19 protein-coding genes and 2 tRNA genes are annotated in these 16,914 nt (G+C 42.2%); 20 read left to right on the top strand and 1 reads right to left on the bottom strand.

What is annotated here, in order from left to right; translation table 11 throughout:
• Window positions 1-122: 122 nt before the first annotated feature.
• The 8 genes from aspS to ruvB all read left to right on the top strand — a co-directional run bounded on the left by aspS (window position 123) and on the right by ruvB (window position 7,643).
• Window positions 123-1,901 carry an aspartate--tRNA ligase gene (gene aspS, locus LIN98_RS09860; RefSeq protein ID WP_014167373.1) on the top strand — a complete coding sequence of 593 codons (1,779 nt, stop codon included), beginning with the start codon at window positions 123-125 and terminating at the stop codon, window positions 1,899-1,901.
• A gap of 391 nt (window positions 1,902-2,292) precedes the next feature.
• The gene (locus LIN98_RS09855; protein ID WP_005571754.1) at window positions 2,293-3,561 is read left to right on the top strand and encodes an NRAMP family divalent metal transporter; all 1,269 of its coding nucleotides are present in this window, start codon (window positions 2,293-2,295) and stop codon (window positions 3,559-3,561) included.
• Window positions 3,562-3,666: 105 nt separating this feature from the next.
• Window positions 3,667-4,113 (top strand): dihydroneopterin triphosphate diphosphatase, encoded by a 447-nt coding sequence (gene nudB, locus LIN98_RS09850; RefSeq protein WP_005542305.1) that lies wholly within the window; start codon window positions 3,667-3,669, stop codon window positions 4,111-4,113.
• 33 nt (window positions 4,114-4,146) lie between these two features.
• Complete coding sequence (locus LIN98_RS09845) at window positions 4,147-4,887, top strand: YebC/PmpR family DNA-binding transcriptional regulator (protein ID WP_005567678.1); 741 nt, start codon at window positions 4,147-4,149, stop codon at window positions 4,885-4,887.
• A gap of 11 nt (window positions 4,888-4,898) precedes the next feature.
• On the top strand, window positions 4,899-5,309 hold the full coding sequence (locus LIN98_RS09840; protein WP_005545571.1) for an ACP-like domain-containing protein: 411 nt from the start codon (window positions 4,899-4,901) through the stop codon (window positions 5,307-5,309).
• Window positions 5,310-5,364: 55 nt separating this feature from the next.
• Window positions 5,365-5,937 carry a crossover junction endodeoxyribonuclease RuvC gene (ruvC, locus tag LIN98_RS09835; RefSeq protein ID WP_005545573.1) on the top strand — a complete coding sequence of 191 codons (573 nt, stop codon included), beginning with the start codon at window positions 5,365-5,367 and terminating at the stop codon, window positions 5,935-5,937.
• Window positions 5,938-6,000: 63 nt separating this feature from the next.
• The gene (gene ruvA / locus LIN98_RS09830; protein ID WP_005545575.1) at window positions 6,001-6,615 is read left to right on the top strand and encodes a Holliday junction branch migration protein RuvA; all 615 of its coding nucleotides are present in this window, start codon (window positions 6,001-6,003) and stop codon (window positions 6,613-6,615) included.
• 14 nt (window positions 6,616-6,629) lie between these two features.
• Window positions 6,630-7,643, top strand: coding sequence for a Holliday junction branch migration DNA helicase RuvB (ruvB, locus tag LIN98_RS09825; protein ID WP_005545577.1), 1,014 nt, complete (start codon window positions 6,630-6,632; stop codon window positions 7,641-7,643).
• A gap of 53 nt (window positions 7,644-7,696) precedes the next feature.
• On the opposite strand, the gene LIN98_RS09820 is transcribed toward ruvB, so the two are convergent.
• Window positions 7,697-8,008, bottom strand: a complete 312-nt coding sequence (locus LIN98_RS09820; protein ID WP_005542297.1) for a DUF5339 domain-containing protein — start codon at window positions 8,006-8,008, stop codon at window positions 7,697-7,699.
• A 451-nt stretch (window positions 8,009-8,459) separates the two neighbouring features.
• Between LIN98_RS09820 and LIN98_RS09815 the strand changes: the two genes are divergently transcribed.
• From LIN98_RS09815 to LIN98_RS09760, 12 genes are all read left to right on the top strand, one after another.
• Window positions 8,460-10,025 carry a cytochrome ubiquinol oxidase subunit I gene (locus LIN98_RS09815; RefSeq protein WP_005545579.1) on the top strand — a complete coding sequence of 522 codons (1,566 nt, stop codon included), beginning with the start codon at window positions 8,460-8,462 and terminating at the stop codon, window positions 10,023-10,025.
• A 14-nt stretch (window positions 10,026-10,039) separates the two neighbouring features.
• Window positions 10,040-11,176: a cytochrome d ubiquinol oxidase subunit II gene (cydB, locus tag LIN98_RS09810; RefSeq protein ID WP_005542295.1), complete on the top strand. Its 1,137-nt coding sequence runs from the start codon at window positions 10,040-10,042 to the stop codon at window positions 11,174-11,176.
• A gap of 11 nt (window positions 11,177-11,187) precedes the next feature.
• Window positions 11,188-11,286 (top strand): cytochrome bd oxidase small subunit, CydX/CbdX family, encoded by a 99-nt coding sequence (locus tag LIN98_RS09805; RefSeq protein WP_019518193.1) that lies wholly within the window; start codon window positions 11,188-11,190, stop codon window positions 11,284-11,286.
• A gap of 4 nt (window positions 11,287-11,290) precedes the next feature.
• Window positions 11,291-11,569, top strand: a complete 279-nt coding sequence (gene ybgE / locus LIN98_RS09800; protein WP_005587199.1) for a cyd operon protein YbgE — start codon at window positions 11,291-11,293, stop codon at window positions 11,567-11,569.
• 115 nt (window positions 11,570-11,684) lie between these two features.
• Entirely contained in the window at window positions 11,685-12,089 is a 405-nt protein-coding gene (gene ybgC, locus LIN98_RS09795) for a tol-pal system-associated acyl-CoA thioesterase (RefSeq protein WP_005545583.1), read from the top strand.
• Window positions 12,090-12,118: 29 nt separating this feature from the next.
• Window positions 12,119-12,808: a protein TolQ gene (gene tolQ, locus LIN98_RS09790; protein WP_005545584.1), complete on the top strand. Its 690-nt coding sequence runs from the start codon at window positions 12,119-12,121 to the stop codon at window positions 12,806-12,808.
• Between the two features lie 85 nt (window positions 12,809-12,893).
• A complete protein-coding gene (gene tolR / locus LIN98_RS09785; RefSeq protein WP_005545585.1) occupies window positions 12,894-13,316 on the top strand; it encodes a colicin uptake protein TolR in 423 nt (140 codons plus the stop codon).
• Between the two features lie 16 nt (window positions 13,317-13,332).
• Window positions 13,333-14,541: a cell envelope integrity protein TolA gene (gene tolA / locus LIN98_RS09780; protein WP_005545586.1), complete on the top strand. Its 1,209-nt coding sequence runs from the start codon at window positions 13,333-13,335 to the stop codon at window positions 14,539-14,541.
• A gap of 34 nt (window positions 14,542-14,575) precedes the next feature.
• A complete protein-coding gene (tolB, locus tag LIN98_RS09775; RefSeq protein ID WP_005545588.1) occupies window positions 14,576-15,856 on the top strand; it encodes a Tol-Pal system beta propeller repeat protein TolB in 1,281 nt (426 codons plus the stop codon).
• A gap of 14 nt (window positions 15,857-15,870) precedes the next feature.
• The gene (pal, locus tag LIN98_RS09770; RefSeq protein ID WP_005544510.1) at window positions 15,871-16,338 is read left to right on the top strand and encodes a peptidoglycan-associated lipoprotein Pal; all 468 of its coding nucleotides are present in this window, start codon (window positions 15,871-15,873) and stop codon (window positions 16,336-16,338) included.
• Window positions 16,339-16,657: 319 nt separating this feature from the next.
• Window positions 16,658-16,733, top strand: a tRNA-Lys gene (locus LIN98_RS09765).
• A 25-nt stretch (window positions 16,734-16,758) separates the two neighbouring features.
• Window positions 16,759-16,835 (top strand) — tRNA-Lys (locus LIN98_RS09760).
• Window positions 16,836-16,914: the final 79 nt, after the last annotated feature.

Below are 16,914 nucleotides of genomic sequence, written 5' to 3'. Positions count from 1 at the left end.
AAGCTGATAATGACTATAGTATAATATCTCTTGTAATAAGAAATATAATTTTTATTGATAGGTATTTTAAGTTACTATATTTTTTCGCATACTACATAGATTTATCAAAATGAGGTATAAAAATGATGCGTTCACATTATTGCGGTGCGTTAAATCGTACCAATATTGGCCAAGAGATAACCTTAAGCGGATGGGTTCATCGTCGCCGTGATTTAGGCGGTTTAATTTTTATTGATATGCGCGATCGTGAAGGCATCGTGCAAGTGTGTTTTGATCCGAAATATCAAAAAGCCTTAACCGCCGCTGCGGGTTTGCGTAACGAATTTTGTATTCAAATTCAAGGCGAAGTCATTGCCCGTCCGGATAATCAAATCAACAAAAATATGGCGACCGGTGAAGTGGAAGTGTTGGCAAAAGTGTTGAAAATTTACAATGCTTCCGATGTGTTACCGCTCGATTTCAACCAAAACAATACTGAAGAACAACGCCTAAAATATCGTTATTTGGATTTACGTCGCCCTGAAATGGCGCAGCATTTGAAAACCCGCGCGAAAATCACTGGTTTTGTGCGCCGCTTTATGGACGACAACGGTTTCTTGGATATTGAAACGCCGATGCTCACTAAAGCCACCCCGGAAGGCGCGCGCGACTATCTTGTGCCAAGCCGTGTGCATAAAGGCAAATTCTACGCGCTTCCGCAATCACCGCAGCTTTTCAAACAGCTTTTGATGATGTCCGGTTTTGATCGTTATTATCAAATCGTGAAATGCTTCCGCGATGAAGATTTACGCGCGGATCGTCAGCCGGAATTCACGCAGATTGATGTGGAAACTTCGTTCTTAACCGCGCCGGAGGTACGTGAAATCATGGAACGTATGGTGCACGGTTTGTGGCAGCATACTTTAGGTGTCGATTTGGGCAAATTCCCGGTGATAACCTGGCAAGAAGCGATGCGCCGTTTTGGTTCCGATAAACCGGATTTGCGCAATCCGTTAGAACTGGTGGACGTGGCAGATATTGTCAAAAACGTAGATTTCAAGATATTCCAAGGTCCGGCAAATGACCCGAATGGTCGTGTCACCTTAATTCGTGTGCCGCAGGGGAATGAAATCACCCGTAAACAAATTGATGAATATACCCAATTTGTCGGCATTTATGGTGCTAAAGGCTTGGCTTGGTTAAAAGTGAATGACGTAAACGCCGGTCTTGAAGGCGTCCAAAGCCCTATTGCAAAATTCTTAAATGAAGACGTGCTAAAAGCCTTGTTTGAACGCGTGGGCGCGCAAACTGGCGATATTTTATTCTTCGGTGCCGACAAATGGCAAACCGCCACAGATTCAATGGGCGCGTTACGTTTGAAATTAGGACGCGATCTCGGTTTAACCCGTTTAGATGAATGGCAACCGCTTTGGGTTATTGATTTTCCCATGTTTGAACGTGATGATGAAGGCTGCTTGACGGCAATGCACCACCCATTCACCTCGCCAAAAGATTTCACACCTGAACAATTAGAAGCGGATCCGACAAGTGCGGTCGCCAATGCTTACGATATGGTCATCAATGGTTATGAAGTGGGTGGCGGTTCCGTGCGTATTTTTGATCCGAAAATGCAACAAACCGTGTTCCGCATTCTCGGTATTGACGAAGAACAACAACGCGAAAAATTCGGCTTCTTATTAGATGCGTTAAAATTCGGCACACCACCGCATGCCGGTCTTGCGTTCGGTTTAGACCGTTTGACTATGTTATTAACCGGCACGGAAAACATTCGCGACGTGATCGCCTTCCCGAAAACCACTGCAGCGGCGTGCTTAATGACGGAAGCGCCAAGTGTGGCAAATCCGCAGGCGTTGTCGGAATTAAGCATTCAAGTGGTAAAGACCAATAAAGCGGAGGGGTGATTTAATATAGAACAAACTTATCGAGAAATGTTACTACACCCTATATAAATCGGTAAATTTGTTTATATCACGCTTCTGCTGATTGGTTTTTTGTAAAGAAAGTGGGGCAGGGTGCGTTGGCATACATAAAAGTGCGGTAAAAAACATCGGCGTTTTTGACCGCACTTTTTTCATCAGAAAAATTTTATTCTCTGAGATAAATCGATTTTTTGGTATTATTGCCGGTTATTTATTTTTTATCTTAATATTATTTCCTGAAATTATTAAATAATCAGAGTTTTATTCTGCTATTTTCTCTGAGGTAGAATTTTATTTTCTTTACTCAATTGTTAAATTCTATTATAAATGGTTTCCATTGCATTTTTATGGTCAATTTATAAGAGGATATTTTATGAGTGAAGTTTCAAATCTGGTAGAAAAATCCACTTGGGCGAGTAAATTTTCTGCCTTAGGTCCGGGCATTGTCATGGCGTCAGCTGCTGTCGGTGGTTCGCATATTATCGCTTCAACCCAAGCCGGTGCAATTTATGGTTGGGAGTTGGTGAGCATTGTTATCCTGGTTAATTTATTCAAATATCCTTTTTTCCGATTTGGTGTGCAATATACCTTGGATACGGGCAATACCTTGTTGGAAGGGTATCGCCAAAAAGGGCGTTTCTATTTGTGGTTATTTCTTATTTTAAATGTCTTTGCAACAGTCGTTAATACGGCAGCGGTGGGGTTATTAACTGCTGCGATTCTGATATTTATTACACCAATCCCTTTGCCAATGCCGGTGTTAAGTTCATTAGTCATTGTTATTACAACAGGGATTCTATTGTTAGGTAAATATCGTCTTTTAGACAGATTATCAAAAATCATCATGATTGCTTTAACCGTCACGACGGTGAGTGCAGTGGTGATTGCCGTTATGCGTAACGGAATGCAAGGCGTCGCACCGGCAGATTTTGTTGCGCCTTCGCCATGGGAATTGAGCAAATTAGCATTCTTAGTTGCACTCATGGGCTGGATGCCTGCCCCGATTGAAATCTCGGCGATTAATTCCATGTGGGTGGTTGCTAAACGTCGTTTGACCAAAGTGTCTTATCAGGACGGTTTGTTTGACTTTAACGTGGGGTATATCGGCACGGCGATTTTAGCGGTGGTGTTCCTGGCACTAGGCGCCTTAGTGCAATTTGGTTTGCCTGAAACCGTTGAAATGGTCGGCGGAAAATATATTGCACAACTTATTAATATGTATGCAAGCACCATCGGTGAATGGGCGCGTTTACTGATCGCAGTGATCGCCTTTATGTGCATGTTCGGCACAACTATCACCGTGATTGACGGTTATTCCCGCACTAACGTGGAATCTTTGCGTTTATTGCTCGGTAAACATGAGTGTTCGGTCAGAACCTTAAACATTTCCATGGTTTTGGCGGCGTTATCCGGTTTGGTGATTATTTTCTGTTTTAATAACGCTGTGGGTCCGATGCTCAAATTCGCAATGATCGCCTCGTTTGTTTCTGCCCCGGTTTTTGCCTGGCTAAATTTATCCTTAACCAAGAAGTCTAAGCACAGCGTGAAAGGCGGGTTATTGTGGTTGTCTTTTATTGGATTATTCTATTTAACCGCATTCGCTGCGTTATTCATCGCTCAACAAGCAGGCTGGCTAAGTTAAAAAACAAGGTAGAAGATTACTGCACTTTATTACCGTAAAGTGCGGTAATTTTTTTGAAAGTTTTTTAAAGACAAGGTATTATGCCATTCATTTCCAATAACACGAATGACCATATTGAAATACAAAAGTAATGAGTCGGTTCTGGTTGTGATCTCCGCCCAAAATAGTGGCAGGGTATTAATGCTGCAACGCTGCGATGATCCTGATTTCTGGCAGTCTGTAACGGGATCTCTGGAAGAAAATGAAACACCGCGACAAGCCGCAATTCGTGAGTTATGGGAAGAAATCGGGTTAAAAACGCCGTCAAAAACAACCGCACTTTTTGATTGCAACGAAAGCATAGCGTTTGAAATTTTCCCGCATTTCCGCTATAAATACGCACCGAATATCACCCATTGTCGCGAACATTGGTTTTTATTGGCGGTTGAGCAGGAATTTACCCCTAAATTAACGGAACATTTAGCGTTTCAATGGGTACCTGCCGAACAAGCTGCTGAAATGACAAAGTCGCCGAATAATGCGGAAGCAATAAAAAAATATTTATTGAAATAAGCCGAATTTAAATAAATTGAGAAGGAATACAAAATGGCAGGCCATAGTAAGTGGGCAAATATTAAACACCGTAAAGCGGCACAAGATGCTCAGCGCGGGAAAATTTTTACCAAATTAATTCGTGAATTGGTGACTGCCGCTAAAATCGGTGGCGGTGATGTTAGTTCTAACCCGCGTCTGCGTGCGGCGGTAGATAAAGCATTAAGCAATAATATGACCCGTGATACCATTAACCGTGCGATTGAGCGCGGCGTCGGCGGTGGCGATGATACCAACATGGAAACCCGCGTGTATGAAGGTTACGGTCCGGGCGGTGCGGCAGTGATGGTGGAATGTTTAAGCGATAACGCCAATCGCACTATTTCCCAAGTGCGCCCGAGTTTTACCAAATGTGGCGGTAACTTAGGCACCGAGGGTTCCGTGGGCTATTTGTTTAGTAAAAAAGGCTTGATTTTAGTGAATCAGGCGGATGAAGACGCTTTGATGGAAGCAGCAATTGAAGGCGGCGCAGACGATGTTCAGCCACAAGAAGACGGTTCCTTCGAAATTTATACCGCTTGGGAAGATTTGGGTTCTGTACGTGATGCCATTGAAGCGGCAGGGTTTAACGTTGAAAACGCGGAAGTGACAATGATTCCTTCCACTACAGTAGATTTGGATGCAGAAACTGCGCCGAAGCTACTACGTTTAATCGATATGTTAGAAGACTGTGATGATGTACAAAACGTATATCATAACGGTGAAATTAGTGATGAAATCGCAGCAATGCTATAAGGAGCATATATATGAAATTAGTAAAAACATTATCTGCTGTTGCAGTCATTGCGGTACTGTCCGCGTGTTCTGCTTCTAAGAAAGAACCACAACCGGTTAAATCGGAGAAAACTGTGGTTTATTCTTGTAACAAAAGAACCGTTACCGTGACTTACCAATTTGAAAACCAAGAAGCCACTGAAGCGAAAGTTGTGATGCGCAAAAAGGTGATTGCGGAATCTCTTCCGGTGAGTAACGTCGATAAAGATTTCCCTTCATTTATTTCCGACAAATACATCTGGAGCGTTGACAGCGGGTTTTCATTAAATACGGCAACAGCAACCGATGGCGTAATGTTGACTCAACGCGGTAAGAAAGTGGATAGAATCTTGGCTAAAAATTGTAAAGTCAATGCAAAAGCCACAGCAAGAGCTAACCAATAGTTTTTAATTTGAGGTAAAACGGGTAAAGGATTTCTACCCGTTTGTTTATGAGTTCATGAGCATTATTTTAGGCATTGACCCCGGTTCCCGTGTCACCGGTTATGGTGTGATTCGGCAAAACGGACGGCATTTGGAATATCTTGGCAGCGGCGCAATTCGCACCCAAGTAGAAGATTTGCCTACGCGCTTAAAGCGTATTTATGCCAGTGTAACGGAAATTATCACGCAATTTCAGCCCGATATGTTTGCCATTGAGCAAGTTTTTATGGCGAAAAATGCCGATTCGGCATTAAAACTGGGACAAGCCCGCGGTACGGCAATTGTGGCGGCGGTGAATCATAATTTGCCGGTATTTGAATATGCGGCACGCTTAATCAAGCAAACGGTGGTCGGTATCGGTTCTGCGGATAAAGTTCAAGTGCAGGAGATGGTCACCCGCATTCTTAAACTTTCCGATAAACCGCAAGCCGATGCGGCAGATGCCTTGGCGATCGCCATTACGCATGCCCATTCCATACAGCATTCTTTCCATGTGGCAAGTTCGGCCGGTCAAAACGAAACGCAGGAAAAACTGACCGCACTTTTACGCACTCGATACAGCCGGGGACGCTTTCACTTAAAAATTTAACTGGATAAATATCCAGTTTTATTTTATGCTACGCACAATTTTTTATTCATCACTAGGATTCTTATGATTGGTCATCTCACCGGTATTTTAATGGAAAAACAGCCGCCGGAAATTTTGTTGGATGTGCAAGGTATCGGCTATGAGCTACTGCTGCCGATGACAAGTTTTTATAACTTGCCGGAAGTAGGCAAACAAACTTGTTTATTTACTCATCTGGTGGTACGTGAGGATGCCCATTTGTTGTTTGGATTTGCTCAAAAAGCCGACCGCACTTTATTCCGCGAACTGATAAAAACCAATGGTGTCGGGCCCAAATTGGCGCTGGCAATTTTATCGGCCATGTCGGTAGATGAATTTGCTTATGCTATTGAACGCGAGGAACTCTCCCGTTTGGTAAAAATTCCCGGTATCGGCAAGAAAACCGCCGAACGGTTATTGGTGGAGTTAAAAGGTAAATTTAAAGAAGTAAAAACAAACGACTTCTTCGTGCAGGCGGATCATTTACCTCGTTTTAGTACGGAAATATCGGCGACGGTTGAACCGTCCAACGAAGCGGTAGCGGCGCTCGTGGCATTAGGTTATAAACCGTTAGACGCGGAAAAAATGGTGAAGAAAGTTTCCAAACCTGAACTTTCCAGCGAACAGATCATTCGTGAAGCTCTGAAAGCGGCATTATAATTCGGATAATGAAAATGATTGAAGCAGACAGAATTATCAGTGCGACGGCAAAATTAGACGAGGATGTTATCGATCGTGCCATTCGCCCGAAATTGCTGGCGGATTATGTGGGGCAACCGCAGGTATGCGAGCAAATGGAGATTTTCATCAAGGCGGCAAAATTGCGTCAGGATGCGTTGGATCATTTGCTGATTTTTGGCCCGCCGGGTTTGGGAAAAACCACCTTGGCAAATATTGTTGCCAATGAAATGGGCGTAAATATTCGCACTACGTCAGGCCCCGTGCTGGAAAAAGCGGGGGATTTGGCGGCAATGTTGACCAATCTGGAGCCTCATGATGTGTTGTTTATTGATGAAATTCATCGTCTTTCTCCGGCGATTGAAGAAGTGCTTTATCCGGCAATGGAAGATTATCAGCTTGATATTATGATTGGCGAAGGGCCGGCAGCGCGTTCTATTAAATTGGATTTACCTCCTTTTACGCTTATCGGTGCAACCACCCGTGCGGGCTCTTTAACCTCTCCGTTGCGCGATCGTTTTGGTATTGTGCAGCGTTTGGAATTTTATTCCGTGTCGGATTTAACTTCTATTGTGTCCAGAAGTGCGGTCTGTTTACAGCTTAAAATTAACGATACAGCAGCTTATGAAATCGCCCGCCGTTCTCGCGGCACGCCACGGATTGCCAATCGGTTATTACGTCGGGTGCGTGATTATGCTGATGTGCGTAACAATGGCATGATTAGTGAAGAGATTGCTAAAGCAGCGCTATCCATGCTGGATATTGATGATGCGGGGTTTGACTACTTAGACAGAAAATTGCTTACGGCAGTTTTGGAGCGCTTTGACGGTGGTCCGGTCGGTTTGGATAATTTGGCGGCGGCAATTGGGGAAGAGCGGGATACCATTGAAGACGTATTGGAACCATACTTAATTCAACAGGGTTTTTTACAGCGAACCTCAAGGGGGCGAATTGCTACACTCACCACATATCGCCATTTTGGTATTGAGAAAATTACTCGCGAAGATTAAACGAAAAGAAGGCTTATTGGATTCCAATAAGCCTTTAGCGTGAATGGGGTAGATTACTGTTGCTGTTGTTTCATGCTGGTGAGTTTAGCTAATGCCACATTACAACTTTTGATTTGTGTTGCCAATTCCATTTCCAAGATTTGCTTTTTGCTTTGATTTAACTTACTCCTGATTTTATTTACTTGGGTATGTGTACCGGGCTGTCTTTCCGCTTCGGCAATTAAATTTTCGGCTTCACTAAATAAATCTTTGCACTGCTTTGGCATTTCTACTGCTTTTTTATCGTTTTGAGCAGCATTTGCAACGTTGTTGACAGTGATTGCCATGCAAAGTGCGGTTAGAATTCCGGTTATTTTGTTTGTCATCTGAGAGACCTACGTTTGTTAAGTTGGAAGAAATCAATAAAACTGGGCGAGAAGTTATCAGAATTTATGTGTGATGTCTAGTTTTTAATCTCAACTGTTAGAACTGAATCATACCGGGTCAAGGGCGCTATGCTTTGTGTTGCAAAGATGTTATTGAAATTTATAATTTGATCTTGAGCAAAATAGTAAAAAACACCTATGTTTGATTATTTTTGATTTATATCTAAAAATGTGATCAGCTTGGCATAATTTACTATTTTTTATCCTTACGTTTAATAGTAGAATATGCCACCTGTTTGGATTATCTATGTAATAATCGACCCCGACAACTGCAAGTGGCAGTCATTATAATAAGGTAATCCTAAATTAAAGATTCAAAGATTTTTGAGTTTCTGGGGTGATTACGAAGTAATCATAATTTAAGGACTTGTAGCATTTACAAGGAGTCGAGATGTTAGACGTTGTTGAACTCTCAAGACTGCAGTTTGCTTTGACTGCATTATATCACTTCATATTTGTGCCATTAACGTTAGGGATGACTTTTCTGTTGGCTATCATGGAAACACTTTATGTCGTCACAAATAAAGAAGTTTATAAAGATATGACCAAATTCTGGGGTAAGTTATTTGGTATTAACTTTGCGCTGGGCGTAACCACCGGCGTTACAATGGAATTTGAATTCGGCACTAACTGGTCATATTATTCTCATTATGTGGGAGATATTTTCGGCGCACCTCTTGCCATTGAAGCGTTGTTAGCCTTTTTCTTGGAATCTACTTTTGTCGGCCTTTTCTTTTTTGGATGGGATCGTTTAAGTAAAGGTAAACACCTTTTGGCAACTTACTGTGTTGCGTTCGGTTCAAATCTTTCCGCCATGTGGATTCTAGTGGCAAACGGCTGGATGCAATCTCCGGTCGGTTCCGAATTTAACTTTGAAACCATGCGGATGGAAATGACCAGTTTCATGGATTTGTGGTTGAATCCGATTGCGCAAAGTAAATTCTTACACACTTTATCCGCCGGTTATGTTTCCGCTGCATTCTTTGTATTAGCAATCAGCTCTTACTATTTACTGAAAGGTCGCGATATTGGTTTTGCCAAACGTTCGTTCTCTGTTGCTTCTACTTTCGGTATTATCTCTGTGGTTTCCTTGTTAATCATGGGGGACGAATCCGGTTATGAAATCGGCTACGCACAGCCGACTAAGTTGGCTGCAATGGAAGGCGAATGGCATACCCAGCCGGCTCCGGCAGCCTGGAATATGATTATTGTTCCAAATCAAGCAGAGCAGAAAAATGATTTCTCCTTGCAAATTCCATATATAGCAGGGGTTATTGTTACCCGTTCATTTGACAAACAATTCAGTGGTTTGATCGATTTGCAAGAACGTAATCTTGAACGTGTGCGTAGTGGTATCCAGGCCTATGCCTTATTGCAACAACTGAGAGAGGAGAAAAAGGCAAATGGTCAGGCAAGTGAAGAAACAAAAGCGAAATTTGATAAAGTACAAAAAGATTTAGGTTTCGGCTTATTGTTAAAACGTTATACCGATAACGTGGTTGATGCTACTGAAGAACAAATTAAACAGGCAGCAGCAGATACAATTCCTAAAGTAGCACCGACATTCTGGTCTTTCCGTGTGATGATGGCTACCGGTGGTGCGATTTTACTGCTAATGCTGCTTGCCTTTGTACAAAATGTTCGTAAAACCGTAGGCAGTCGTCCGTTATTATTAAAAGCATTATTGTGGGGGTTGCCACTGCCGTGGATTGGTATTGAGTGCGGTTGGTTTTTGGCGGAATATGGTCGTCAACCTTGGGCGATTTATGAAGTATTGCCGGTAGGTGTTTCTGCTTCCAAGCTTGCGCCGGGTGATTTGTGGTTCTCTATCGGTTTGATTTGTGCGTTATATACCTTATTCCTCGTCGTAGAAATGTACTTAACGTTTAAATACGGAAGATTAGGTCCAAGTGCATTAAAAACCGGCCGTTATTATTTCGAACAATCCTCTAAATAGGCAGGAGCTTAACTATGTTTGATTATGAATTTCTACGTTTTGTATGGTGGATCCTAGTTTGCGTATTGCTTATTGGATTTGCCGTTACCGATGGTTTTGATATGGGCGTTTTAAGCCTATTACCTTTTACCGGTAAAAAAGAAGTTGAAAAGCGTATTATGATTAATACTATCGCGCCGCACTGGGATGGTAACCAAGTTTGGTTGCTAACTGCCGGTGGAGCAATGTTTGCTGCATGGCCGTTAGTCTATGCAACCTCATTCTCCGGTTTCTTTATTGCGATGATTTTAGTGTTAGCCGCCTTATTTTTCCGTCCTGTCGGTTTTGAATATCGTGCCAAAATTGATAATCCAACCTGGCGTAAGGCATGGGATTGGGGGTTGTTTATCGGTGGATTTGTTCCGTCCTTGGTATTCGGTGTAGCATTTGGTAACTTATTACAGGGTGTTCCGTTTGAATTCAATGAGTTACAACAGGTACAATACACCGGTACATTCTTTGGGTTGTTAAATCCGTTTGCATTGCTTTGTGGTGTAATCAGTTTGGCAATGTTAACCACCCATGGTGCGAACTGGCTGCAAATGAAAACCACGTCAGAATTGCGTGCACGCGCTTGCGTGATTTCTCAGGTGGGTGCAACCGTGACATTAATCGCCTTTGTGTTGGCTGGTGTATGGTTATCTTTCAAAGATGGTTTTGTTGTCACCAGTGTGATTGATCACAACGCGCCTTCCAATCCGATTGGTAAAGAAGTGGCAGTACAAGCCGGTGCCTGGTTTAACAACTATAAAGAAATGCCGATTTTATGGTTATTCCCGGTATTGGCTGTAGGGGGAGCATTGCTTAACGCAATATTCTCGAAAGCAAATCGTTGTGGTTTTGCCTTCTTGTTCTCATCATTAACCATGGCCGGTGTGATTTTAACCGCTGCAATTGCTATGTTCCCATTTGTGATGCCATCCATTTCTCATCCGGAAATGAGTTTATTAATGTGGGATGCTACTTCAAGTAAATTAACCTTAACATTAATGTTCTTCTTGTCATTAATTTTTGTGGTGATTCTGCTTTCTTATACCATTTGGGCCTATTACAAAATGTTTGGTCGCATTGATAGCAGTTTCATTGAAGAAAACAAAAACTCACTATATTAAGGAGAAAGATTATGTTCTATGTTATCTGGGTATTTGGTGTTTTGTTAGCCATTATGCTAAGTGTGGTTGTGACCATTAGTATTGAAAAGACAGGTAAATTTGACGAGTAATTGAATGATTAACTCATTGTACCAATCAGTAAATAAGGGTTCGTTTCGAACCCTTTCATTTATTTTAGCTCTAATACTCACGATATTTTTCTTTTTCAATGTCAATCAATTTGCCACACAACTAAGAGCGGTCGAATTTTATTACGTTTTTGGTTTGATTTGGGGAACGATAGTCCTATGGATTCACGGCATTGGATTTGAAATTCGGCTAAGCTTATGGCGTGTGATTTTCATGCCTTGGATTGGTTATATTGCGGGGATCGGTGCGCTCCTGCATAATTAAAGTCAACACATTAATATTTGGAATAAGTATAATTTCAAGCTTGCCAATCATTTTTAGGCACTCTAGAATAATCGGCTTCCTGTGTTCTAAATTCCCGTAAGGTAAGGAAGAAAGATTGGAGCAAAAAGCTTTTTACTATTCCGCCCGTGTTTATTATGAAGATACCGATGCCGGTGGCGTAGTTTATCACGCACGCTATTTACATTTTTTGGAGCGTGCAAGAACAGAATGTTTAAGAGAATTTAATTTTTCCCAACAAACGTTGTTAAATGAGAATAAAGGCGCTTTCGTCGTTAAATCAATGAACATTGATTATTGTGTTGCGGCGAGATTAGACGATTTGTTACAAGTGGAAACTGCTGTAACCGAGCTAAAAGGCGCTTCAATTATTTTTTCTCAAACGATTAAGCGGGATGATGTCCTTTTATGTCGGGCTACCGTCAAGGTAGCCTATGTTGATCTTGGTAAGATGAAACCGGTGGCAATTCCGCAGAAAATCAAGACAATGTTAATCAAGTAACAATTAACCAGTTGTTTTCGGAGTATGTAATGGCAGCAGAGTTAAACTTTTTAGATTTATTTCTAAAAGCGAGTATCGTAGTTCAGCTCGTTATCTTAATCTTAATCATTTTCTCAATTACCTCTTGGGCTATCATCATTCAGCGTAGCCGTGTATTAACCAAAGCGTTGAAAGAATCCATGGCATTTGAAGATCGTTTTTGGTCCGGCGAAGATTTAAATAAACTTTATGAAGGTTTATCTAACCGTCGCGATGGGTTAACCGGCAGCGAACAGATTTTTTATGTAGGATTTAAAGAATTTTCCCGCTTAAAACAAGCTAATCCGGATGCGCCTGAAGCCATTATCCAAGGCAGCACCCGTGCTATGAATTTATCCATGAATCGTGAAATTGAAGATCTGGAAACCCGCGTACCGTTTTTGGCAACGGTGGCTTCCATCAGCCCGTATATCGGCTTATTCGGTACGGTTTGGGGGATTATGCACGCATTTCTGTCCTTAAGTGGCGCAAAACAAGCCACCTTACAGATGGTAGCACCGGGCATTGCGGAAGCATTGATTGCAACGGCTATCGGTTTGTTTGCTGCGATTCCTGCAGTAATGGCATATAACCGTTTGAGTTTACGTGTGAATAAACTTGAGCAAAATTACGGCAATTTCATCGATGAATTTACCACCATTTTGCACCGTCAAGTGTTTGGTAAAAACCATCACAATTAATTTACCGAAAATTCTTACCGCACTTTATGCTAAAAGTGCGGTCATTATTTTAAGCGTTTTTAGATTCCAGATTTAGAAGGTTGATATGTCCTATCGTCGCCAGCGCCGTGATATAAAATCCGAAATCAATATTGTTCCGTTTTTGGACGTGCTTTTAGTATTGGTTTTAATTTTTATGGCTACTGCGCCAATTATTAGTCAAAGCGTAGAAGTTGAACTGCCGGATGCGGTTCAAAGTCAAAATGTTTCTACGGAAGACAAAACACCGGTGATTTTAGAAGTGTCGGGAATCGGTCAGTACGCCATTTCAATCGGCGGCACCCGTACGGAAAATCTTACCGAAGAGATGGTTACCCAACTATCAAAACAAGAATTTGATAAAGATAACAATACAATGTTCTTAGTCGGCGGTGCCAAAGAAGTACCTTATGAAGAGGTCATTAAAGCACTCAATTTGCTTCATCTTGCCGGCATCAAATCCGTTGGTTTAATGACAAACCCAATTTAATTAAATAGGTGACATTGTGCAGAATAAGCGACAAAAAGGTGATGTTGATGCAGTTGTGATTTCCATCATAATGCACTTAGCGTTGTTCGGATTGTTAATTTTAAGCTCGCTCTACCATAATATTGACATTATGGGCGGCGGTGAAGGCGATAACGGTGAAGTTATCGGCGCCGTGATGGTTGATACGGGCTCGGCAGCGCAGGAATGGGGGCGAATTCAACAACAGAAAAAAGGTCAGGCGGACAGACAAAAGAAACAAGCCCTTGAAGACCAAAAACGTGAAGAGCAGAAACGGGAAGAAGAAAAACAACGGGAAGTGTTAAAAGAGCAACAACGTCAACAGGAAATTGCCCGTCAGAAAGAACTGGAACAGCAAAAAGAGCTGGAAAGACAAAGGTTCTTGGCTGAACAGAAAAAGCAACAGGAAGAAAAAGCTCGCTTAGAAGCCTTGGAAAAGCAAAAACAGGCAGAAGAGGCGAAAGCCAAACAGGCTGCTGAAGCCGCTAAGCTCAAAGCTGAAGCTGAGGCAAAACGTTTAGCAGATGCTGCAAAACAAGCGGAAGAAGAAGCAAAAGCCAAAGTGCAGGCAGACGAGAAAGCAAAACAAGAGGCAAAAGCCAAAGCAGAGGCGGAAGCTAAGGCAAAAGCAGAGGCGCAGGCTAAAGCGAAGGCGGAAGCTGATGCAAAAGCCAAAGCGGATGCTAAAGCGAAAGCTGACGCAGAAGCAAAAGCTAAGGCCGATGCTAAAGCGAAAGCTGACGCCAAGGCTAAGGCAGATGCGGAAGCCAAAGCGAAAGCGGATGCGCAACGTCGAGCTGATCAAAATGCATTAGATGATTTTTTTAATGGCGGTGATGTGGGCGGCGGCAGTGCTTTGCAAGGTAGTAACATAAATAAACAAGGCAGCCAGGGTTCAGGTGCTTCAGCGGGCGCAGGCGATGGCGGTAAGGCGGGTTCGAGGTATGCAGGTATTATCTATAAATCTGTGAAGCCATATTTTCGTGGTGATAGTCGTTTTTTTGGTAAGGTCTGTGATATTAGAATTGAGCTTTCTAGTGATGGCACTATTTTATCTTACCAAAAGGTTTCCGGGCCAAATGATTTATGTGGGGCGGCTTTAAATGCTATTGGTCAAACCAGAAAAATGAACGAACCGCCTACGCCGGAAGAATATGAAATATTTAAAAGGTCCATTGTAACCTTTGACCCAAGAAAAGTGCGGTAGATTTTCACCGCACTTTTAAACAATAGGAGAAAAAATGAAAGTAGTTATTCGAATTTTTGGCTTATTTATTATGCTGTTAGGGTTTGCCATGGTAGCCCGAGCAGAGGTGCGAATCGTGATTGATGAAGTCATGGATTCTGCCCGCCCTATTGCTGTCGTGCCATTTAAATGGAATGGACCTGGTAGTGCGCCGGCAAATATCGCTGAGATTATTTCCGCAGACTTGCGTAATAGCGGTAAATTTAATCCGTTGCCGGAAAGCAAGATGCCGCAACAGCCGACTTCGGCATCGGAAGTTAATCCGGAAGCTTGGTCGGCATTAGGCATTGAAGCCGTTATTGTTGGACAAGTTACTCCTTCCAATGGTGGTTTTGATATTGCTTACCAATTGGTTGATACCATGGGCAGCGTTGGTTCAATTTTGTCACAAAATCAATATACGGTAATGCAAAAATGGTTGCGTTATGGTGCACATACGATAAGTGATGAGACATTTGAAAAACTCACCGGTATTCGTGGTGCGTTCAGAACCCGTATTGCTTATGTCGTGCAGAAAAATGGCGGTTCCCAGCCTTATGAAGTGCGCGTGGCAGATTATGACGGTTTTAATCAATTTATCGTGAATAGAAGTTCTCAACCGTTTATGTCACCGGCATGGTCACCGGACGGTAAAAAACTCGCTTATGTAACCTTTGAAAATAAGAAAGCACAGGTTGTCTTACAGGATCTTGTTTCTATGGCGCGTAAAGTGGTTGCTTCTTTCCCGGGACATAACGGCGCACCGGCATTTTCACCGGATGGTTCCAGACTTGCATTTGCGTCTTCAAAGGACGGTGTGTTAAATATTTATGTGACTAATTTGGGCAGTGGACAGGTTTCTCAGTTAACCAGCGGTGCGGGTAATAATACCGAACCGTCATGGTCGCCTGATGGTCAGTCCATCGTGTTCACTTCTGATAGAGGTGGCTCGCCTCAAGTTTATCGTATGAGTGCATCCGGCGGTGGTGCTTCTCTTATCGGTGGGCGCGGTAGCGGTCAAATCAGTTCAGATGGTAATTTATTAGTTATGGTTGATGTAAACAATAATATCGTTAAAAAAGATTTGACGTCAGGCAGTTCTGAGGTGTTAAGTTCCACCTTCTTGGATGAAAGTCCGAGTATTTCACCAAACGGTATCATGGTTATTTATAGTTCTACCCAAGGCTTAGGAAAGGTGCTACAATTAGTATCCACTGACGGTCGCTTTAAGGCACGTTTACCTGGGAATGATGGACAAGTTAAATTTCCGGCTTGGTCACCATACTTAACTAAATAAACAAGGAGAAATCAATGAATAAATTTACGAAAGCATTGTTAGTTGCTGGTTCTGTGGCTGTGTTAGCGGCGTGTGGATCATCCAACAAAAACGAAAGCGGTAGTGGTAGCAATAATGGTCAAACATTTGGTGGCTATTCCGTTCAAGATTTACAACAACGCTACAACACCGTGTATTTCGGCTTTGATAAATATGATATTGAAGGTGAATACACTCAAATCTTAGATGCTCATGCAGCATACTTAAATGCAACACCTGCAACAAGCGTGCGTGTTGAAGGTAACACCGACGAGCGTGGTACACCGGAATATAATATGGCATTAGGTGAACGCCGTGCACGTGCAGTACAAAACTTTTTAACTGCTAAAGGTGTAAAAGCAGGTCAAATATCCACCGTTTCTTACGGTGAAGAAAAACCGGCAGTATTAGGTCATGACGAATCTGCTTATGCTAAAAACCGTCGTGCAGTATTAGCATACTAATTTTGCTGGAATGTATAAAAACCGGGTATAAGCCCGGTTTTTTGTTGGTATCAATTCGCCTAATTAGTAGAAAAATGATAAAAAAACTGACCGCACTTTATTTTGTTTGAAATACATATCTTTGATGGTATTCAAACAAATCAATAAAAAAACAAAATTTTTTATTGATTATTAAACTGAAATCAGTATTATAAGCCCTCGTTGTTAGATGTTAACGAGGTCGTTAGCTCAGCCGGTAGAGCAGCGGACTTTTAATCCGTTGGTCGAAGGTTCGAATCCTTCACGACCCACCACTTTTAAACAATATATCCCAAATAATGGGTCGTTAGCTCAGTCGGTAGAGCAGCGGACTTTTAATCCGTTGGTCGAAGGTTCGAATCCTTCACGACCCACCATTTTTAAATAACATATCCGAATAATGGGTCGTTAGCTTAGTCTGGTAGAGCAGTGGACTCTTAATCCATTGGTCATAGGTTCGAATCCTATACGACCCACCAACTAAAATCTTTATACCTCGGTCTATAATCTCTTACACTATAACCTTTCAGCTATTTTTTGCGTCTCAATCGAACGTAA

The organism is Aggregatibacter actinomycetemcomitans, assembly GCF_023518055.1.
Taxonomy (GTDB): domain Bacteria; phylum Pseudomonadota; class Gammaproteobacteria; order Enterobacterales; family Pasteurellaceae; genus Aggregatibacter; species Aggregatibacter actinomycetemcomitans.
The sequence above is the reverse complement of the archived record's forward strand: the minus strand, read 5'-3'. Positions and strand labels throughout refer to the sequence as shown.